17 protein-coding genes are annotated in these 21,790 nt (G+C 42.7%); 9 read left to right on the top strand and 8 right to left on the bottom strand.

What is annotated here, in order from left to right; genetic code table 11:
• Positions 1-163: 163 nt before the first annotated feature.
• A complete protein-coding gene (locus tag B3S92_RS08155) occupies positions 164-1,315 on the top strand; it encodes an endonuclease/exonuclease/phosphatase family protein (protein ID WP_296204765.1) in 1,152 nt (383 codons plus the stop codon).
• 386 nt (positions 1,316-1,701) lie between these two features.
• On the opposite strand, the gene B3S92_RS08150 is transcribed toward B3S92_RS08155, so the two are convergent.
• From B3S92_RS08150 to rodA, 4 genes are all read right to left on the bottom strand, one after another.
• The gene (locus B3S92_RS08150; RefSeq protein ID WP_296204763.1) at positions 1,702-2,889 is read right to left on the bottom strand and encodes a glycosyltransferase; all 1,188 of its coding nucleotides are present in this window, start codon (positions 2,887-2,889) and stop codon (positions 1,702-1,704) included.
• Positions 2,890-2,996: 107 nt separating this feature from the next.
• On the bottom strand, positions 2,997-3,854 hold the full coding sequence (locus B3S92_RS08145) for a TIGR03915 family putative DNA repair protein (RefSeq protein ID WP_296204761.1): 858 nt from the start codon (positions 3,852-3,854) through the stop codon (positions 2,997-2,999).
• A gap of 43 nt (positions 3,855-3,897) precedes the next feature.
• Complete coding sequence (locus B3S92_RS08140; RefSeq protein ID WP_296204758.1) at positions 3,898-5,166, bottom strand: putative DNA modification/repair radical SAM protein; 1,269 nt, start codon at positions 5,164-5,166, stop codon at positions 3,898-3,900.
• A 241-nt stretch (positions 5,167-5,407) separates the two neighbouring features.
• Positions 5,408-6,550 carry a rod shape-determining protein RodA gene (gene rodA, locus B3S92_RS08135; protein ID WP_077450655.1) on the bottom strand — a complete coding sequence of 381 codons (1,143 nt, stop codon included), beginning with the start codon at positions 6,548-6,550 and terminating at the stop codon, positions 5,408-5,410.
• Between the two features lie 310 nt (positions 6,551-6,860).
• Between rodA and B3S92_RS08130 the strand changes: the two genes are divergently transcribed.
• A complete protein-coding gene (locus B3S92_RS08130; RefSeq protein WP_296204756.1) occupies positions 6,861-7,724 on the top strand; it encodes a D-Ala-D-Ala carboxypeptidase family metallohydrolase in 864 nt (287 codons plus the stop codon).
• 248 nt (positions 7,725-7,972) lie between these two features.
• Positions 7,973-8,548: a hypothetical protein gene (locus tag B3S92_RS08125; protein WP_296204753.1), complete on the top strand. Its 576-nt coding sequence runs from the start codon at positions 7,973-7,975 to the stop codon at positions 8,546-8,548.
• Between the two features lie 130 nt (positions 8,549-8,678).
• Here the strand turns inward: B3S92_RS08125 and B3S92_RS08120 are convergent, their stop codons facing one another.
• Positions 8,679-10,193 carry a M16 family metallopeptidase gene (locus B3S92_RS08120; RefSeq protein ID WP_296204752.1) on the bottom strand — a complete coding sequence of 505 codons (1,515 nt, stop codon included), beginning with the start codon at positions 10,191-10,193 and terminating at the stop codon, positions 8,679-8,681.
• 91 nt (positions 10,194-10,284) lie between these two features.
• Positions 10,285-11,802: a M16 family metallopeptidase gene (locus tag B3S92_RS08115; RefSeq protein WP_296204749.1), complete on the bottom strand. Its 1,518-nt coding sequence runs from the start codon at positions 11,800-11,802 to the stop codon at positions 10,285-10,287.
• 510 nt (positions 11,803-12,312) lie between these two features.
• On the opposite strand from B3S92_RS08115, the gene mnmG reads away from it, so the two are divergent.
• The 4 genes from mnmG (at position 12,313) to B3S92_RS08095 (ending at position 16,246) form a co-directional block, all read left to right on the top strand.
• The gene (mnmG, locus tag B3S92_RS08110; RefSeq protein WP_349678953.1) at positions 12,313-14,208 is read left to right on the top strand and encodes a tRNA uridine-5-carboxymethylaminomethyl(34) synthesis enzyme MnmG; all 1,896 of its coding nucleotides are present in this window, start codon (positions 12,313-12,315) and stop codon (positions 14,206-14,208) included.
• A gap of 115 nt (positions 14,209-14,323) precedes the next feature.
• Positions 14,324-15,313, top strand: coding sequence for an AEC family transporter (locus tag B3S92_RS08105; RefSeq protein ID WP_296204744.1), 990 nt, complete (start codon positions 14,324-14,326; stop codon positions 15,311-15,313).
• Between the two features lie 82 nt (positions 15,314-15,395).
• The gene (locus tag B3S92_RS08100; protein ID WP_296204741.1) at positions 15,396-15,743 is read left to right on the top strand and encodes a hypothetical protein; all 348 of its coding nucleotides are present in this window, start codon (positions 15,396-15,398) and stop codon (positions 15,741-15,743) included.
• Positions 15,744-15,901: 158 nt separating this feature from the next.
• Complete coding sequence (locus B3S92_RS08095; protein ID WP_296204739.1) at positions 15,902-16,246, top strand: hypothetical protein; 345 nt, start codon at positions 15,902-15,904, stop codon at positions 16,244-16,246.
• A gap of 135 nt (positions 16,247-16,381) precedes the next feature.
• On the opposite strand, the gene B3S92_RS08090 is transcribed toward B3S92_RS08095, so the two are convergent.
• Together B3S92_RS08090 and B3S92_RS08085 are read right to left on the bottom strand one after the other, a co-directional pair.
• Positions 16,382-17,383 (bottom strand): LLM class flavin-dependent oxidoreductase, encoded by a 1,002-nt coding sequence (locus B3S92_RS08090; RefSeq protein WP_296204736.1) that lies wholly within the window; start codon positions 17,381-17,383, stop codon positions 16,382-16,384.
• Between the two features lie 250 nt (positions 17,384-17,633).
• Positions 17,634-18,563: a LysR substrate-binding domain-containing protein gene (locus B3S92_RS08085; RefSeq protein WP_296204734.1), complete on the bottom strand. Its 930-nt coding sequence runs from the start codon at positions 18,561-18,563 to the stop codon at positions 17,634-17,636.
• Between the two features lie 279 nt (positions 18,564-18,842).
• Between B3S92_RS08085 and B3S92_RS08080 the strand changes: the two genes are divergently transcribed.
• Both B3S92_RS08080 and prmC read left to right on the top strand, forming a co-directional pair.
• On the top strand, positions 18,843-20,714 hold the full coding sequence (locus tag B3S92_RS08080; RefSeq protein ID WP_296204732.1) for an AmpG family muropeptide MFS transporter: 1,872 nt from the start codon (positions 18,843-18,845) through the stop codon (positions 20,712-20,714).
• A gap of 35 nt (positions 20,715-20,749) precedes the next feature.
• Entirely contained in the window at positions 20,750-21,640 is an 891-nt protein-coding gene (gene prmC / locus B3S92_RS08075; RefSeq protein ID WP_296204729.1) for a peptide chain release factor N(5)-glutamine methyltransferase, read from the top strand.
• Positions 21,641-21,790: the final 150 nt, after the last annotated feature.

The raw sequence follows: 21,790 nt of genomic DNA, 5'->3' as shown, positions 1-21,790 counted from the left end.
CTATATTTACTAAATTTACCAATTTATTTATATATTGGTTAGAATCTCTGTATTATTGAGCGGACTTATAGCGATAGCTCTTACCTTGGCTTTATCACTATATAGGCTTTACTTTCCCTTATCCCAGCCTAGTGGCTCTACTAAAAATTTACATTGGTGATTTATGCTCGACTCACTCTATTTTATTTTCCAAATATTGGCAGGCTTGGTGGTCTTCGTCAGTGTGTGGGGGTTATTGCCTTTAGATCATTGGTGGATAAGGGGCGTTGATTTTCCAAGGATACAAATTCTAGTCATCGGCTTGGTAAGTCTTATTGGTTTATTGGTCTCGGCTCCGCAGTGGGAAAGTTGGGATGTCATCCTATTGGTTGCTTTAATAGCAGCGGTAGGGCTTCAGTTACGCATGATTCTACCTTATACCCGGCTTTGGAAAAAAGAGGTGCGTCAAGCCTTGCCGATAGACGATGCGGTGCAATTAAAGTTAATGGTATCGAATGTATTAACGCCCAATAACAATACTCAAGCCTTGGTAGATTTAGTTCAACAAAAGCAGCCCGATGTGCTAATAACTCTTGAGTCAGACCAAAAATGGCAAGATGCTCTAACGGTTATTGAGCCCGACTATCCCTATACGGTTAAAGTGCCTTTAGATAATTTATACGGCATGCATCTGTACTCTAAATTTGAGCTGATTGATCCTGAGGTAAAATATTTATTGATTGATGATATTCCCTCAATTCATACTCAGCTACGACTGCCTAATGGCGAGGTTATTTGGCTTTACTGCCTGCATCCTATGCCCCCTAGTCCAACAGAGGCAGATAAGTCGACCACGCGCGATGCTGAACTGTTGATGGTAGGGAGACATATCAAAGAAAACAATCAGACGGCCATTTTAGCAGGTGATTTAAACGACGTTGCTTGGTCAAAAACAACGCTAATGTTCCAGCGGATATCAGGGTTGTTGGATCCCCGCATTGGTCGATTTTTTATCAATACTTTCCATGTGGACTATCCTTTTTTACGCTGGGCGTTGGATCATATTTTCCATAGCCCATGTTTTACGTTAGTAGATATTGAGCGTTTACCGTCCATAGGCTCAGACCATTTCCCAGTATTGACTACTTTGCAATATGAAGCTTGTGCCACAGCTGAACAGCAACAGAATGCTACTGAAGCTACGGCGAAAGATAAGCAGGAAACGGCAGAAAAAATTGAAGAGGGTAAAGAGGAAGGGGAACGACTGTCACAAGAGCATGCTGAAGCAGAACAAGAGAAAGCTGAGCAGGAAAAATCTGGCGCTCAGTGTCAGTAGCTTCAACAATAGCTACAACCTTGCTATCAGTTAATACGAGTAAATAGAAAGAAGGGGCGACTGGCTGGCAGGTTGTAAGCATATGCTTACGTAAAAATGGGCTTTTGCCTGCTAGGCAGAGATAGGGCAACCGCCTACAATAGACTCATCAACACAAGGATGCATGGATAGCAGTGTTGGGTTGCGTAGATGAGCTGTTAGGATTTGCAGCAGATAAAATTTGATCTATTGCCCTGTAGATTAACTCTTATCAAATTTACGTAGAAGTCTGGCTAAGGATTAGCCGTAAGGAAAATAATAATAACAATTAAATAGCGCCCCAAAACCCAAGTCTCTGCCCTAGACTTGGGTTTTTTCTTTTTCCCTTTTTTGATTTTATCCTAGGGTTATTCTTTGTCTTTTCTTAAGGCTGTCTTCTTATTGGCTTTTACAGAGCGATTGGCATCCTTTAATTGACTGTCTTGGGATAAAGAGCGATACACCTCTAAGGTCTCGTCAATCATTTGCTGCATGGTAAATTTGTCAGTAATAGGCGGACGCATCGCATTTTCTAATTGAATACGAATGACTTTGCATAAGGCGTAAGCGGTATCTTCTTTCACCAAGCCTTGTGGATAAAGCGGTTTTAAAATTTCATTAAAAGCCGCTTTGTTCCAGCCGACCACAGGGGTTCCCAAGTGAATGGCTTGTAGCACATTAATTCCAATGGACTCAGGCTGATTTGCCAGACCTAGCACTAAGTTTGAAGCGGCCAACCATTCCCGCATGTCATTGTGTTTGGTCCCGATAAAGGTGAACTTGTCTCTTAACTCTAATGCGTTAATTCGCTGCATAAACTCTTCATGCACCACTTCACGGCGTGAATCGTCATCCATAATAATGATGTGCAGATTGGGGAAGTCCTCGCTTAGGTTACCCAAGATATCGATTAGCCACTCTTGCCCGTACTCTTGGCCGATGATGGTGGGAAACAGTAACCATTTTTTGTGCTCAAGCTCAGGATATTCAGCAAAAGTTCTATGAATCCAATATACAGAAGGGTTATAGCGATAAGGAAAGTTGCGGGTATCTACGCCGCGATAAATGCGTACGATAGATCGTGGCGGATTCTTAACCTCTTTCAATCCCTTTAATAAATAATCACTCACACTATCAGAGACGGTAATTAGACAGTCAACGTTCAGTAAAGCTCGCGCATAACTATTTAACGGATAAAAACCATACATGGTAGAGACCAGCATAGGCTTTTTAGCTACTTTGGCGCCTTTAAGTGCCCAATGTAGAATCCAAGCCGGGGTGCGAGAGTGCAGGTGAATAATGTCGGGCTGATACTTCTCAATAAGCTGACGTAAAGGCCAAATCTGGCGCAGAGACAGCCAGGATTTCTTTTCTAGAGATAACTGATGATAGATATTACCATCGCGTTTAAGACGTTTTACCAGCTCATGCTCGGTGTCTGCTGATGAGATAATAATTGAGGTGTGGCCACGTTTGACCAAAGCCCGTCCAAGATGAAAAATTCCGCGCTCGGATTCGTCGTGCTTTAAAGAGGAGAGCAGGCGCATGACTTTCATAGTAGCAACTGGGCAGGTTAGTGGATAACAAAGCAATGGATTGCGCACATTGTCAGTGAAAATGAAGCAAAAAACAAGGTGCATGTTAAATTTACGGAAGTGGTAAATTAGCGTGACTGACTAAGATGCTCAGCATTGGGCAACACTTGTTTTTCAGTTAAGTATTTCCAATAACGCTGCGGCAAATATTGTCGGTGTAAGCGAGGGTTTTTACGCTCTTTGATATTAACATTGGCAAAATAGCCTTGCCAGAACTTTTGATATTGTTTTTCCTGCTCGCTATGCAGGCTACTAGGATTCAGTAATACCTCGTCTGCCACATCGACAATGGTTTGTAGTTCGGCAGGCTTATTATTGACAGCTTTGGACTGGTCATAAAAAATACCATAACCCCGTTTAATATCATAGATGGCCCACTGCTGGTCTTGATAACGCTGGCGAAAGTGCTCTCCGATTAACGGTAGAACATTGAAGTCAGGCTCTACTCGGGCAAAATAGATGTCTTCGGTAGTATGCTCAAAACGGACGAATGCCTCCATGCGGTGCTTTTCACGCCCCACTGATTTAACTGTTTGTGATAACTCCAGAACCGACAGGTTACCTAAGTCTTGCAGCACTTGACGATTGGGATAGTCTAGGGCGTATTTAACCACTTTAAACAGGATGCTACCAATCTCTGCTTTTTCAGATAAAAACCCCCAAAGTATTTGGCGCATTCCTGATCGGCCCAATAAGGTATTTAATTTGGTAAGCACTCTTTGGGCTTTATTTTCATCGACAGCGACATAAGTGGCGGTATCGATAAGGGAAGGCTGATAGTCATTGCTATCAATTAGCTGTAGATACGGCTGATTTTGCAGTTTATGCTCGTAGACATAGAACACAGCACTGAGCCAGCCTTCAAAGCTCGATTCATAGACAATAACAGTGGGTGTAGTTAAGGCAGGGGTACTGTGTAAAGGCATTTATTTATCCTCTCATAGGCTTCTACTGTATAAGCAGTTGCCACTAAAACAGAGCAAGTTGCCCACTGCGTTGGTCTTTAAACTTGGTTTGGGTTTGGGCCAATACGTATTGTCGAAAATTATCCCGAGTTAAATGGGCCAGGTGCTCATTTTTACCAGTGGTAGCAATAAAGTACTTGGCTCGATTCACCGCGGCTCCCATTTTCTTTAGGTGCTCAAGCGTTATTTGGTTAAAGCGTCTGGCTTTAACCACCTTTTTTGCGGTCTTAATCCCAATACCAGGTATACGCACAATGGCTTCGTACGGAGCGGTTTGAATATTTACTGGGAAATGCTCACGATGACGAATGGCCCAAGCCAACTTCGGGTCACATTCTAGGTCTAAGAAGGGGTCATCTGGCTCTAAGATTTCATGAGCGCCGAAACCATAAAAGCGCATTAGCCAATCCGCCTGATAAAGACGATTTTCACGGACCATAGGCACAGGGGTACCCACAGCTGGCAAGCGGCTGTCTGATAGCATAGGAACATAGCCAGAATAATAGACACGCTTTAAATCGTATTTTTGATAAAAGTGACTAGAAAGCTGAATGACCTGTAGATCGGTTTCATTACTAGCGCCGACGATCATTTGACTGGTCTGACCAGCAGGGGCGAACTTAGGGGCCGACTTGTGCTTTTTACGGCTCTCTTTGATGGTAATAATCTCTTCTTTCACCGTTTGCAGTGGCGCTTGAAGTTGTTCATGGCTTTTTTCTGGGGCCAGTAGGGCAAGTCCGGACTTTGTGGGTATCTCAATATTGGCACTTAATCGGTCGGCATACAAGCCCGCCTGATACAGCAGTTCTTTACTCGCACCAGGAATGGTTTTTAGATGAATATACCCGTTAAAACCTTCACGAGTACGCAGCAGTTTGGCCACCTCTACCAGACGCTCCATGGTGTAATCACCATCCTTAAAGATACCTGAGCTTAAAAACAGTCCTTCAATATAGTTGCGGCGATAAAACTGCATGGTGAGCTCTACCACTTCTTCGACAGTAAAAGCGGCACGCGGGGTATCATTACTGCGTCTTGAGGTGCAATAGGCACAGTCGTAAATACAGTGATTGGTAAGCAGTATTTTTAACAGACTGACACATCGGCCATCTTCAGTATAGCTGTGACAAATTCCTGATTTTGAAGCATCCCCTAAGCTACCGCCTTGGTTTTTTCGGGTGCTACCAGAAGAGGAGCAAGACACATCATATTTAGCCGCATCGGCTAGAATATTTAACTTACCTTGTAACCTTTCATAATTAATTGAACCCATATCTTTATCCTATTAACTATAGAGAGTTATGATAGCAAATATAAGGCTCAGACCCTATGTATTAAGGGGGGTGGTTAGATTCTATACGACAAGTAGTGTCGCTAATAATCGTCATGATTAAATTAAGGGCTATTAATAAATAAATTCATCTGGCTATAAAAAAACTCCTATCCAGAGTATCTGCAATAGGAGTCTAGAAAGTGGAGTTTAATAAGCAAAACTAGAGTCTACGATTACTCAGTTATCTAGTATTATGAGTATAGACCGACATCAGTAGCCCAAAACCTGCCATCAAGGTAATAATGGCAGTTCCTCCATAACTTACCAAAGGTAGAGGCACCCCAACCACAGGTAGAATGCCGCCCACCATACCGATATTGACAAAGACATAGACGAAGAAAGATAAGGCGATAGCCCCCGCCAATAATCTACCAAAGGTATCAACGTGAATAGCCGCGATGTATAACGAGCGTACCAAAATACAAGCGTAAATAAACATCAGTACACTAACCCCTAACAGGCCAAATTCTTCAGAAAAAGCAGCGATAATAAAGTCAGTATGGCCTTCAGGAAGGAAGTGCAGGTGCGACTGAGTGCCCTCCAAATAGCCTTTACCGGTCAAGCCTCCTGAGCCAATGGCTGTTTTTGATTGCGTGATATTCCAACCCGCGCCTAACAGATCTGCTTCTGGATTAAATAAAGTTAATACCCGCTGTTTTTGATAATCGCGCATCAAAAAAGTCCAACCCACCCAGACTGTAGGGATCATCATCGCCACAGCTGAGCCAATCATCCACCAAGGCAATCCTGCCAAAAACAAGACAAATATTCCGCTGGCAGCCACAAGTAGTGACGTGCCTAAATCTGGCTGTTTGGCAATGAGTAATACTGGCAAAACAATTATAGCAAGGGTTGAGAATACGGTGACAATATTGGGCGGTAAATCGCGTCCAGACAGATACCAAGCACACATCATGGGCAGCCCCAGTTTTAAGAACTCAGAGGGCTGGACACTACCAAAGCCTGGTATACCAATCCAGCGCTGCGCCCCCATACGTACTTCACCAATCAGCTCTACCAAAATCAATAAAAAGAGACCGATAACATAAAAAAATGGGGTGAAGTTTCGATAAACACCGGGCGGAATCTGAGCCATACCAATCATAACGGTGAAGCCCAGTAGATAGCTGACTGATTGGCGAATAATCATGGACACATCTTGAGTGGAAGCACTATATAAAATAGCCAAGCCAATAAAGCTCAAGGTGAGCAGAAGCAGCATCAGCCAGGGGTCAATATGAATACGTTCCCAGATGCTAGTGCTATCATCTCGGCCAAAATGATGAGTTTGTCGAGAAAATCGATACTGTTGTTGCTTTGACATAAGGCAGTTTATTATTGAGTTCGCAGAGGGAGAGGGGTTCTAATCACCTGATATTATCACCAGAATTACTCATTTTACTAAGGGCAGTATTGCTTTAGACATCTAGATATCAAATTATCTAAATAGTAGCAATAGTTTGGTAAGAAGTGAGACGCTATAGTTTAGCGTGACTGTGGCAAATTTGATAGTATCAATACTCTATCTTTATCCCCCATTTACAACCTATTCTACTGGCTAACCCTCGCGACTGCCTGTTGACTACATTAACTATAATAATATGACTGGAAACTACCAAGCTATGAAAAGCACGATGAAATACTCTTTAGGCATCATTGCATCACTTGCTCTGTTAAGCACCAGCTGTTCCACAGCCCCAAAGTCGTCATCAGGGGCCAATATTAATGAGCAAAGACAGGTAAGAGTGGTTAATAACAATAATCGCTCTCAAAAAGTAGTGACTCGTCAGACCGCTAAAACCGATCGTTTGGGTAACTTAATTCGAGAGTCCGATCAAGCGTATCAATCGGATCGACTGACTATTGAGCAAAATACCAGTATTCGTCCTTATGGTGGCACTTCTTCGCCAAATTACGGCCAGCCCTCAAACTTTGGTGAAACCAACTATTACTATGTGCAATGGTTAAACAGTAATAGCTATCGAGCCAATGAGGTAGCTCAATATAAGCGTTATTTAGCCAATTATTTGGGTGAGCCGGCTGTCCCACCTTTTGATCAGCTGTTAACCACGGCCCGTAGTTGGGAGCGTTGTGGTTACGAGCAGTATCAGCTTCCCCCTAATGAGCTTTGGTCAAATATGGTAGCAACCTTGAGACTCTATGAGGATTTAAAGAAGCAAGGGATTCTACCTCCGACCGCTGAAATTAGATCCACTTATCGTTCACCCTCCTTGAATGCTTGTGCAGGAGGAGCCGCGGCCAGTAAGCATATGAGTAATGGGGCCATTGATATTTGGGTGCCCGAGTATGAAGGCCAACCTTGGTATATAAATAGTATGAAAGAAAGACTGTGTCAGTTTTGGTCTAGCCAAGGTCAGAGATATAACTTTGGTCTGGGTTTATATGCTACGGGCGCTATTCATTTAGACACCCAAGGATATCGATATTGGGGCGCGGAAAATTCTGACTCAGGCTCTTATTGTCGCTATTTAAATTAAGTCAATCTCTATTCTGATATTATTCTTAATACTTATGTAAAAATCGTGTATAATATGTGTTAAGCCAGTTGCTATTATCAATTTGCATTCAGAAAAAATGATGTCTTAGTTAAGACACCGTTATCGCTGGCTAAACTTTCCTTCATTAAATTGTCTGTAACTCATAACCTTAAATCCTTTATGTGAAATCATTCATTTTTAAGTCATTGTAAGACATAAGAAGGCATATACTATTTGAGGCATAAGATTTGAATATAAGATCGTCATCGTATCTGGCTATATTAAGTTGTTTCGTGGTAGTGACTACAGTTATGGCTTGTAAGCCTGCTGATAGCCTACTGCATACAGCCCAGACCAACGAAGAATGGCAAGACATAACAGATTCAGGATTACCTAGAATTGAAGGGCCCAGCTTGCCATCTTTAACGCAAAGAGCTCAGTTAGATTCTGTACAAGCAAAGCAGGAAGAAGAGAGTGGTGGCTCTGTTACTATTGATAAAGCCAAATTGGCGGCAACTAAGCAAGAGACCTGCCCTAAGCTAGTTGAATTACCAGTAGGTTCAACAAAAGTAGTTCGTAAAAATGAAGTGATGCAAGATGCTTATTGTGATTACTACCTTTATCCGAAGAAAGGACAGAGTATATCTATTGAGAATTATCCAAAGCATATGGCTGCCAACTTAATCAGCCCTGTTTATTACGACTTTGCTAATGGTAGCTATTTAGTTAATCAAGCGGATAAATATGTCATACGTTTGAGCTACGAAGGTATTGAGCAGAGGTATGAGCCGGTAGATTATGAAGTAACTATACAGGTTCAATAATAAACCCCTTCATTTGCTTTTAATAAAAAAAGACACCTTGGTGTCTTTTTTTATGTCTTAAGCTTAAAAGCCAATAGCTTAGGAGGCTATCGCATTGTTCACGTGCTTTTAAAGCCTGAAATTCATTGTATTATTTCAGCTTATTAAGCTCAGAGTTTTTAGCAATATCAGGTTTGCCGACGGTAACTATAATAAATTTATCTGGTGTTAACGTCTCTTGCAGCGCTGCATTGACTTGTTTCACACTGCTGTTCTCAACACGGTCGATATAATTGGTGAGGTAGCTGTCGGGTAGCTTGTTGAAGTTGAGCGCACCTAGCATCCCATTAATGCCGGCATTACTGGAAAAGCCCATGGGATAACTATTGATTAAGCTTTCTTGAGTCAATTTGAACTCATCGGCAGTGACCCCTTGTTGTAAAGTCTCTTCTACGGTTTGCAAAGTGGCTTTAATAGCCTCATCTGCTTTTTCGTTACGGGTAGAGAAATTGATAGTATAAGGACCAGGAACTTGCATGGCTGTCATACTGCCATAGATGCCATAGGTGTAGCCCATCTCTTTACGAATTTTACCCATCAAGCGTGAGTTAAAGCCGCTACCTGCCAGGATTTCATTGCCAATACTAAAGTCGCTCCGGCGCTGAAGCTGTGTAGGATCGACACTAACGCTATGGCCTTGTTGGCCGATAACTACTGAGGTTTGGTCGCTGTCGTAATCGACATGAACCCATTTGCTATTTTTAATGGGAGTCGGTTGGGGTAGTTTAGGAGCAGGCTTACCCTGATTTAGCTGTCGGGTTATGGTCTCAGCCGCTTGTTTGGCTTGCTCTAAGGTTAAATCACCAGTGAGGCTCAAGCTGGCGTTTTGGGCTACCAGATAAGTATCATGAAAACGCTGTAAATCCTTAATCTCAATATTCGGAATGCTATCTATTGTGCCATAAGAGGAGTGGGCATAGGGATGAGAGCCGTATAGCGTTTTATTAAAGGTAATGTTGGCAAGATAAGAGGGGTTTTGCATCATCTGCTTTAGCCCTAATATTTGCTGAGCCTTGCTACGCTCTAAAACTTTTGCTTCATATCTAGGCTCATTTAGCACATCACTTAACAGCTTTAAAGCGGGGTCTAGCTTGTCACTTTCAGACAGGCTACGAAGATTGATCACAAACTGATCTTTATAAGCGGCACTGCCAAGCTCAATACCCAATTGCTCGGTGGCTTCTGCGAAGGCAGTCTCATCTAATTGCTTGGTGCCTTTGGTCAATAGATCTGCCACCATGCTGGCAAGACCAAAACCGTCTTTACGGATGCTTTCATCGCGAGCACTACCAGCGTTAAATCTTAAGTCAACATCAACAATAGGCAACTGATTGGTTTGGAAAAAAATAACCGGAACCCCATTGCTAGTAGTAAAGTGTTGAAATTTAGGAATAGAGAAGTCTAGTTTTTTCTCATTTTTTAAGCTAGATAGATTTTCAAGCGCTTTGATAGGCTGGGTAATATCAACGTCTTTAGTAGCATGTTCACCGCTAGGCAAGTCAGGTGCAGCATGGGCACCAAGCGTAGTTAATCCCACTGAAATAATGAGAGAGCTGGCCACAATAAGTGGTTTAAGAGCGTAAGAGGGACGTAAGTGTGAGTTCATATCAAATCCGTATTTGGGTGTTATAGCTTTTAATTTTTATAGCTGTCTTTTAATTTTATGGCTGTAATAAATAAAGATTAGGGGAGTGGCTTTATTTACTAGTCGATTTTGAAGCAGTAACTGGCTCCACATACATCACGGTTAGGTTGTCTTTTACCAAGTATTTATTAGCCGCTTCATTGATGTCTTTACTACTGACTTTTGCCAACTCTTTAGGCAGAGTATGAATTAGGCGATCGTCTAAACCACGAGATTGAAGATTACCAATCATATAAGCTTGACCGGCCATGCTGTCTTGAGCGAAAACGAAGCCTTTAACAGCATTGTTACGGGCACGCTCCAATTCTTTTTCACTGATGGCTTCAGTTTTAAATTTATCAACTTGCTCTAAAATAGCTTGCTGTGCTTGAGCCAAAGTGACCCCTTCACGAGGCGTAGCTTGAATCATAAATAAGCCGTCACCACGCTCGTATGAATCGTAGTACGAAACCACTGATGCCAATAACCCTTGCTCGCGAACCAAGCTCTTCTCAAAACGGGCTGCATAACCGCCATCCATAATGAACTGCATCATGAGTAGGTCATAAACCTCTTTTTTAGGAAGATCAGTTGCCATAGCACTATGTAAAGTGGGCACATTAAAAGCCATAAGTAAGGTCGGTACATTGACCGTCTCTTTTACGGTTTGCTGTTGATAACCGCGCCAGCCTTTCTGTAATACTGACGGACGTTCAGGAATTTTCTTACTGGGGATAGTGCCAAAATACTGTTCAACTTTTTTTAGGGTTTGTTGCGGGTCAACATCGCCCACAATGACCAAGGTGGCATTATTGGGGGCATACCAAGTTTTGTACCATTGCTCTAAATCTTCAATATTGGTATTGGCGATTTCCTGCATAGGACCAATAATCGACTCACCTTTAGGACTGTCAGGTAACACCAATTTACGGAACTTCTCAAAAGCTCTGGCCAGAGGATTGTCATCAGTACGTTGACGACGCTCTTCCATTACCACGTTGCGCTCTTGCTCAAATTCTTGGACGAACTCATCACTATCAAAGCGTAAGTTGGTCATACGATCGGCTTCTAATTCTAAAGCCAAATCCAGACGGTTTACTGGGAACATTTCGTAATAGCCAGTATAGTCGTAGCTGGTGAAAGCATTATGGTCACCGCCAAACTTGGCAATCAGTCTATCAAAATCAGCCCCAGAGACTTTTTCAGTCCCTTTAAACATCATGTGCTCTAATAAATGGGAAATACCGCCTTTATCTTCTGGCTCATCTGTCGATCCCACGGAATACCAAATCTGGGTCATAGCCACAGGGGCTCTGTGGTCCTCTTTAATAATAACTTTCAGTCCATTGTCTAATAGGTACTCATGACGGCTGTCATCGGCTGGATACTGTGTATCCTCATTATTAGCAACCGTATGACTGAAAGCAGATTTATTTGAGGAGGCACTAGAGGCATGAGGCATGCTGTTACAAGCCGTTAAGGCCGTTGCAGTGATACTAGCCAATAATAGGGTTTTAATTGCATTACTAGCAGGGCTAGTAGTAGGGGAGTTAGCAAGAGAATTAGAATTTGTTGTTATAAAGGGTTTCATGCAGTCCTCAGGATATCAGTGATAAAAATGATAAGGATAAAAGAATAATAAGTAGTAAGTGCTAAAAAGTAAAAAGGGTACCCAGAGTAAAAATAACCAGTTCTAAAAAATAGCATTAAGTAGATATAGGTTAATAAATAAACAAATAAGTAAATAAATACAGATAGGAGGCTTAGCGTACCGCTAATATTGATTAGGTTATAGACCTACAATGTGAAATTTTATTACCCATTATTTCAAGTTCTAATGAGGTTACGCAACTTTTCTGCCAGGGAGGCTGCAAATAGATAAGCCTAACTAGGTTAAATAATTAATTTTATTAATCAATCGGCGCTTATAACCTTAATAATTATAAGGGTTTATTGATGAAATATTGACTACAGATGAATAGCGAATTTTGTTATAATTATCTGTTACTCTACTTTTGAGTGACTATCCCATTCAGTAATTGCTGAAAACAGCAGGCGAGGCGTCTTTATGTCATCAACTACCCCATCAAATACCTCTGGTATTACTTATCCTAAATCGTATGACGTTATTGTCATCGGTGGCGGGCATGCCGGTACCGAAGCAGCACTAGCGGCAGCGCGTATGGGCGCACAGACGTTATTGTTGACACACAATATTGAAACCTTAGGCCAGATGAGCTGTAACCCCGCCATTGGGGGAATTGGTAAGTCGCATTTGGTCCGTGAGATTGATGCCTTAGGCGGTGCTATGGCCTTGGCTACCGATAAAGCGGGCATTCAGTTTCGAGTATTAAACAGTCGTAAAGGCGCAGCAGTACGAGCCACTCGGGCTCAGGCTGACCGTATTTTATACAAAGCGGCCATTCGTCATACGCTAGAAAATCAGCCTAATTTGGACTTATTCCAACAAGGCGCGGATGACATCTTGGTAGAAAATGGCAAAGCTTGTGCTGTGGTGACCTCGACTGGCATTATTTTCCGCACCAAGACCGTGGTCCTAACCTCAGGTACCTTCCTAGGCGGTGTGATTCATATTGGTTTGGATAATTCAAAAGGGGGCCGTGCCGGTGACCAGCCTTCTATTAAATTGGCCGAGCGTTTACGTGAATTAAAACTGCCTGTGGGTCGTCTAAAAACAGGAACGCCCGCGCGAATTGATGCTAGAACAGTAGACTTTAGTGTGATGAAAGAGCAGCCAGGCGATACGCCACTGCCGGTGATGAGCTTTATGGGTGATGTTTCTATGCACCCAGAGCAAGTTAATTGTTTCATCACTTATACCAATGAGAAAACTCACGATATTATTCGTAGAAACTTGGACCGCTCGCCTTTATTCTCAGGCAATATTGAAGGGGTAGGGCCACGTTATTGTCCCTCAATTGAAGATAAAATCCACCGCTTTGCTGATAAAGACAGCCATCAGATTTTCATCGAGCCAGAAGGGTTGACCACCCATGAATTGTATCCCAATGGGATTTCTACCAGTTTACCCTTTGATGTGCAGTTAGAGTTTATTCGTACCATGGCGGGTCTAGAGAACGCTCATATTACCCGTCCGGGTTATGCCATTGAGTATGATTACTTTAACCCTCAAAGCCTAAAACCAACTTTAGAAACCAAGTCTATCGATAGCTTATATTTTGCCGGTCAGATTAATGGCACCACAGGTTATGAAGAGGCTGGGGTACAAGGGTTGCTGGCTGGGGTGAACGCTGCTTTATCTACTCAAGATAATCCAGTGATGGACAGCTGGACGCCACGCCGCGACCAAGCTTATTTGGGTGTGTTGGTAGATGACCTAATTACTCACGGTACCAAAGAGCCGTACCGTATGTTCACCAGCCGTGCTGAATATCGCCTATTATTGCGTGAAGACAATGCCGATCAACGCTTGACTGAAATTGGCCGTACCTTAGGCTTAGTGGATGATGCCCGCTGGGAGGCTTATCAAAATAAAATGGAGTCGGTTGCTACTGAATCAGGTCGTCTAAAAGAGTTGTGGGCTACGCCAAATAATGAGCTGGGTAAGAAGTTCTCTGAACGTACTGGTGAGAGTTTATCAAAAGAGTCGACCGCTTATGATTTGTTAAAACGTCCTAACGTAGGCTTTGAGGACATTGCAGCGATAACGGGCGCGGATGTGGCAGCAGATGTCGGTGAGCAGATTGAAATCTCAGTGAAATATGCAGGCTATATCAATCGCCAACAAGAAGACATTGATCAAATGAAGCGTTTAGAAAATACGCAGCTGCCAATGGACTTTGACTACAGTGTGGTGTCAGGCTTGTCTAATGAAATTGTCCAAAAGCTACAAGAGATTCGTCCTGCTACCTTAGCCCAAGCCAGTCGCATCAGTGGCGTTACTCCAGCCGCCATACAACTACTAGGTATGACGTTAAAAAAACAGAAAAAAGCGAAGGCAACTTTAGACAGCTAAGCTCTGAACTAGTTGATTGTAAATAAAGCTGACTCTAAACTAAGCTGACTTAGTAATGATTGCTAACCTGACAGCCTAAGGCGATAGCACCGCCCCAAATCCAGATGAGATAGCAATGATTGATGCCATTCTTTTTGCTCTAAATATTGTACTGCCCAACCTCGTGCTTATGGGGTTGGGTTTTTTTATGCGAAAAAAAGGACAGATCAGTAAAGCATTTATTGATCAGGCCTCTAAGCTAGTATTTAACTATGCTTTGCCTTGTTTGCTTTTTTTTAGTGTCATTGAAAGTCAGGTTAACTTCAGCGAACAATTGAATCTGTTGGGTGCTGGACTTGCAGTAACCCTGCTACTCTACTTCGGTGCAGAGCTATACGCCAAGCTTTTTATTGCAAGACCTGAAGATAAAGGGGTGTTTGTTCAAGGCGTCTTTCGCAGTAATATGGCCATTATTGGCCTAGCGACTGTTGCCAACGCCTACGGGGCCGAGGGGCTAAGTATTGGCGCGGTCTATATGGGCGTTATTACTTTGGTATTTAACATTTTGGCAGTGATTACTCTAAGCCGTACCGCCATAAGTCCAGATGCCGATCAAAAACAGATTGCAAGGCGTGAAAGTTACGCTATGATGTTAACTAAGAAGTTATTCACCAATCCTTTGATTCTCTCCTTGATTGCAGCATTTGGCTTTAAATTGCTTGCTTCGACGTTGGCCTTGCCAGCGCTCCCTAATGTGATTACCCAAACCGGGGCTTTGCTGTCGGCACTGTCTTTACCATTGGCGTTAATTTGTGCCGGTGCCACCATCGATGTCCGCTCTATGTTGACACTATCAGGCTTATCCATGCAGGCCAGTATCGGACGCATTGTGATTGCACCTATAGTAGCCGTGGTAGTCGGATTGGCCTTTGGCCTAACTGGGGTGCATATGGGCGTGCTGTTCCTAATGGTGGCCTCTCCGACAGCTGCAGCCAGTTATGTCATGGCCAAAGCAATGGGCGGTAACGAGGTATTAGCGGCCAATATCTTAGCGTTTACCACAGTGGTGTCTTTATTTGGTATGGCGATAGGGGCAGCAGCCTTGAGAGCGCTAGGCTGGATGTAGGCTTGCATCAAACCGTTCTTATTGAAAATGTATTTAGGGTAAAAGACGTACTTTTCAAATTCAAAAAGGTAATATCTAAATTATGTCAAAAAAAATCTGCATTCAGCTGTGTTGTGCCAGTATTGCCTCGTTAGCATGTTTAAATGCTCAGGCTATCCCAACCAGTGAGGTGATATTTGAAAAGGGCAGTAATTGTGGTCACTATCAGGGGGATTTAACCTCAGGTCAGCTGTTTTCATTAGAAATGGGTGCCGAGCAAGAGTTGGTAATTAGTACAGATGGTCATGTACAGACAGTAACCGATAATAAGGGACAGGTTTTGGAGGATAAGGGTGGCGCTAATTATCGCTATAATGCTATCCGTACCGGTACTCATATTATCAAGATGGTGGGACGAGTCGATAGTGCGGTCGAATTCTGTGTTTATTAGGGTTTAATAGTGTTTAATGATGATGTATTAATATTTAAATCTATCTAATAGTTTAATCATATTGTAAGCCGGTGAATACAGTGATATATTGATTTGAGAAGGTAATTTATTTACCACGCCTTTAATCGCTATTTACTCTATTACACTGAGGATTCATTATGAAATCTAAAGTTATAAAAGCCGGTCTTGTTGGTGTGATAATGTCCCTTTCTTTGACCGCACAAGCATTACCCACGAGCCAAGTAGTGTTCGCAAAAGGCAGCTACTGCGGCAGTTATACAGGCGACCTGAGTAAAGGACGGGTATTTAAAATCTGGCTAGGTGCCAATCAAGAACTGGTTATTAATACTGATGGGCATGTGCAATCAGTAAGAGACAGCAAAGGCAGACGACTGGCCGATCATGGCGACTATGATTATAGATATTACATCCGCTCAAAAGGCGAGCATAGAATTACCATGGTAGGCTCAGGATTTAGTACTGCTGAATTTTGTGCATATTAAATTTATCGACTAACTACTCATTAGTAAATCACTTAACAAGACATTAGATACAAAAAAAGCCGATATTCATTGATATTGGCTTTTTTATATCTTCAGTTTTAAAATTATGAATTTAAAAGCTGGGTGCAATAATATTTAGGGTTTTAGATCAAATACGCCCAACTCAGGCACCAACTCAAGAGAACGCAAACGGGCCTGTTGGTCGTAAATATTAGCGGTAACCATCAGCTCATCAGGCTTATGCTCTTCAATAAAGTGCTCTAATAGAGGACGGACGCGTCCGACACTACCAACGAATGAGACCGCTAACGCATCTTCAACCATAGCTTGCTCTGGTGCATTCCAGATACCTTTCATAGTTTCCACAGGAGCGGGTACCTGTCCTCGACCACCACGACGTAAACGAACGAAACTCTGCTGGGCAGAGGTAAAATGATAGCGCGCGGTTTGTTCATCATCGGCCAATAACATATTCGCGGCCAACATCACATAAGGCTTGTCCAAGTATTGTGAAGGCTCAAAGTTCTCACGATAAGTGGCAATAGCCTGAGTCATCATACGTGGTGCAAAATGCGAGGCAAAAGAATACGGTAGACCAAGTTTCGCCGCTAGGGTGGCACCAAATAATGAAGAGCCTAGAATCCAAATAGGCACATTACTGTGAGCACCCGGGAAGGCTTGAACCGGACTATCGTCTGAATCTTTGCCTAGGAAGAATAAAAGCTCCTGCACATCTTGCGGGAAGCGATCAGCATCATGCATTTGGCGGCGCAGTGCTCTAAAAGTTGCACCATCTGTACCAGGTGCACGGCCCAAGCCTAAATCAATACGGTCACCATACAAAGCCTGCAAGGTGCCAAATTGTTCAGCAATCACCAAAGGCGCATGGTTGGGCAACATAACGCCCCCTGAACCAATACGGATTTTATGGGTCTTAGCACCGATATGCGATAGCAATACTGAAGTTGCGGCACTGGCGATACCCGGCATATTGTGATGCTCGGCCATCCAGAAGCGATTCATACCGATGGCTTCCGCTTTTTGGGCCATATCAACGGTATAGGCTACACCTTGTGCGGTGGTTTGACCCTCTGGCACTGGGGCTAAGTCTAAAAAAGATAAAGGAATTGCAGTCATAGGTAATCCATTAGCAGAGTCAATAAAGCCTTGATGGGTATCAAAAAGGCTCATCAGCTGCTTAGTTAATTAAAATATTATTTGTTTTGTGTTACCTATTGATATGTGACTTATCTGCATGAGTTTCAAGTAGACCGGTTGAATATTAATAAATCATAACAATCTGATAAATTAAGGGTTAAAAACAAAAAAGGTGCCGATGGGCACCTTTTTGAGTAAGTTGAGTGATATTTTATTTCTAATTTTATGGCTAGTTGCCAAATTGTTGTTGGCAAAGCTTGATAAAGGCTTTCCCAAAGTGACGAATTTCAGCATCATCTCGCACTGCAATCCAACTGGTAAAGCGGCCGAAATGATCGACAGGTATGGCAGTTAGGTTCTGGTAGTGACCCGGTTCAAAGGCCATTTCGGCAATAATACCCACGCCAAGACCGGCACCAACATAGGTGCTAATCACGTCAGCATCAAGCGCTGCCAAAACAATCTCTGGCTCAAGTCCGGCTTCATGGAAGGTCTGGTCAATAGCGCCACGACCAGTAAAGCCACCATGGTAGGTCACTAAAGGATAACTGGCTAGGGTAGGTAAATCGATAGTTTCAAGCTCAGCCAATTCATGGTCTTTGGGTACAATAACTCGGTGCGACCAATCATAATAACGGTAGCAGCGTAGATAAGAGTTTTGCAATAAAGCTTCGGTCGCAATACCAATATCTGCTTGTCCACGGATAACCATATTGGCAATGGTCTGTGGGTCTGCTTGTTGTAGTACCAGCTGCACTTTAGGATATTGTTCTTTGAATTTCTTAATTATGTCAGGTAGCACATAGCGCGCCTGAGTATGCGTGGTCGCTAGGGTTAAAGTGCCGGTATGCGGGTTGTTATAATCGAGGCTAATATTTTCGATGGTCCGAATTTCAGTAAAAATAGACTCAATATGAGGCAATAATGCTTCGCCCACGGGGGTTAAGCCGGTAAGCCGTTTGCCTTGACGCACGAAGACTTCGGCTTTGAGTTGGTTTTCTAGTGCGGAGATATGTTTGGATAAGCTGGATTGGCTGGTATGCAATACTTGAGCGGCTTGGCTTAGATTGTAGCCATTAATCACGGTATGCCAAACGGTCTCTAACTGCTTAAGCTGAATTTGTAAATGTCTTTGGTTAACGACGACATCAATTGCCATAAATATATCCTGTGTCACTTTTGCTCAATATCTACTAAATAATATAGGCTTACCTAAAATATAAGCTTATTATCAAGCAGGAAGAGGGGTGATAAGCGGGTCGAGATCAATAGATCGGACGAGTTATCCAAACATTATACCGTTATTTAGTGAGATATCACTATTTTCAACAGTAATGCAAACTTAGCGAATGGTATGCTTGATACGATACCGCTAGTCAAGTGCTTCATTCTAAAGTAACATAACGGTTTTTACGATATTTTTAACGATAGGTCTACTATGTCTGTATCGACCCCAACTGATCAAAATAGCTCGAAATCTGAGCTAATTGCCCCTCCCAAAAAATCATGGTCTGACGCGGCCAAAGCTTATTTGGACTCTCGTGTCATAATCATGTTGTTTTTGGGCTTCTCGGCCGGTATTCCGATTCTATTGATTTTCTCAAGCTTATCGTTGTGGTTACGAGAAGCGGGTATCGATAGAAGCGTGGTAACCATGTTTAGTTGGGCAGCCTTGGGCTATTCTTTCAAATTCATTTGGGCTCCTTTAATTGATGCTTTGCCTGTGCCATTTTTGACCAAATGGTTAGGACGACGTCGTGGCTGGATGGTCGTGTCTCAGCTATTAGTGATATTGGCCATTGTATTAATGGCTCGAATCAATCCCATTGAAGAGCATGTCTTAGTTTATATGGCGGCAGCGGCAGTGCTGTTGGGTTTCTCTTCAGCCACTCAAGATATTGTTATTGATGCTTATCGTATTGAGCTGGCCCCACCTGCTATGCAGTCTATCCTGTCTTCGATCTATGTATCAGGATATCGCATTGGTATGATTGTTGCCGGTGCCGGCGCGCTCTATTTGGCAGATTATTTTGGCTCTACAGAGACCTTGTATAGTTATGAAGCGTGGCGTAATACTTATTACATCATGGCAGCGGTTATGACCTTAGGCTTGCTGACAACCTTTGCCAGTTATGAGCCGACCGCTGAAACTCTACAAAAAAATAAGCAGCAGTTAAATCTAAAAGTCTTCTTGAGTTACTCAGCTTTATTGTTAGTCCCTGGATTGCTATTTGGCCTTATTTATCTCATTAATATTGTGGTAAATGAGATCTTTAATTCTGCGGTTGAATTGATTCCTTTGGCGTGGCTACCTGGCATTAAGCTATATTTCATGGTGTTAATTGCTGCAGCGCCTGTGCTACTGCTATTTTTTATCATTAACCAATCGAAGATTATTAATAAAGCGCCTTTAGTGGCGGAAACTCGAAGTGATTATGTGCGCCTAGTGCTGTTGTTTGTGGCCGCTGTTTTCTCCTTCATTGCGTGCTACGTACTAATGGGCAAAGTGTTACCAGAAACCGAAGCGGTGTTTATCGGATTCATATTAGAAACCTTGCATCTATTGACCAGTTTAGCTGCAGCAGTAGCTGCAGGATATGTTTTAGTCCAAGTGGGATTGGTGCGTAAAGAAGTGGCCATGGCGACTTGGATTGACCCTATCCTCGATTTTTTCCGCCGCTATGGCAAAAAAGCCTTGTTGTTGTTGGCCTTAATCGGTTTATACCGCATTTCAGACATTGTGGCGGGAGTTATCTCCAACGTCTTCTATCAAGATATGGGCTTCAGTAAAACTGATATTGCCAACGCCGTGAAGCTTGTGGGCGTTATCATGAGTATCGGTGGTGGCTTCTTAGGCGGCTTGCTGGCTCAACGCTTCCGTATTATGCAAGCGATGATGGTGGGGGCAATCTTGGCCAGTGCCACCAACTTGCTGTTTGTTATCTTGACCTATAATCCAGGCAACTTGCCGATAATGTATATGGCCGTCATTTTTGATAACTTAGCGGCAGGTCTTGCTAGTGCCGTATTTATTGCCTTTTTATCAGCACTGACTTCTATTAGATTTACTGCGGTACAGTATGCTATTTTCTCCTCACTTATGACCTTGATGCCAAAAGTGTTGGGCGGTTATTCTGGAACCATCGTAGATAATATGGGCTATCCGTTCTTCTTTATCTTCACCTTTGTTATTGGACTACCGATTTTGTACCTAATTTATGTGGTCGATAAAAAGATTGTCATTGGCGAAAATGATGATCCAGTGGCTGATTTAACGGACTCAAGTCCTAGCAGCACAGCTAAAGATTAGGGGTGAATAAAGATAACAATAAAGACGATACTTAAATGACTAATCTCAGTTTACGCCCGTCAATAACTGCTTTAAAAAAGTCCAACTATTCGAACGTTCCCGGACACTGGGTAACAGATTGGTTGTTGTACGTATTACAAAAGTCGCCCTCGTTTTTGATCACCGATGGTGATTATCAGTTAACTGAGTCTGAACAAATACAGTTTGAGACTGGTATTGCTCAGATGCAATCTGGTACACCACTGGCTTATCTGACCGGTAAGCAAGCCTTTTGGTCGCTAGAGTTTGAGGTCAATGAACATACCTTGATACCCAGACCTGATACGGAAGTTTTGGTGGAACGGGTATTGGGCTGGATTGATAATCATGTTCAGAGTGATGATAGAAATAATTCATCTAAACGATTGTTAGATTTGGGCACGGGTTCAGGCTGTATTGCCATCAGCTTAGCGCATGAGTTACAAATCTTAGCCCCCAACCGCTGGCAAGTCACTGCCATTGATTACTCCCAGCCTGCCTTAGAGGTGGCAAAGCGCAATGCTAATTTAAATGACGTGAGTCATATTGAGTTTAAGCAAAGTGATTGGTTTTCAGTATTAAAGGATTCTGAAGCTACTGAAAGACCACTATTCGATGTTATCGTCTCTAACCCGCCTTATATCGTCGATAATGATCAACACCTCGATAAACTTAAAGCTGAGCCACTATCAGCCTTAGTTGCACCAGACAATGGGTTAGGGGATATCAAGCAGATAGCCGATCAAGCTAGGGATTATCTAATCCATGGCGGCTTATTAGCGGTTGAGCATGGCTATGATCAAGGTGAATTAGTACGTCAAATATTTATTGATTTTGGCTACGATCAAGTGGAGACCATAAAAGATTATGGGGGTAATGATCGAGTGACTTGGGGTGTTTATGGCTAAGCTGTTTATTGATAAGTTAAATTGCTATATCTCACTGCATATAGCCAAGAAAAGGCTAAATAATTGAGTCTACATTAAACCCAGAACAAAAAGCCCCGCTAGATTACCTAGCGGGGCTTTTATTTTTAAATTGTCCCGTCCTGAAATAAG

Source organism: Psychrobacter sp. UBA3962 (assembly GCF_002385225.1).
Taxonomy (GTDB): domain Bacteria; phylum Pseudomonadota; class Gammaproteobacteria; order Pseudomonadales; family Moraxellaceae; genus Psychrobacter.
The sequence above is the reverse complement of the archived record's forward strand: the minus strand, read 5'-3'. Positions and strand labels throughout refer to the sequence as shown.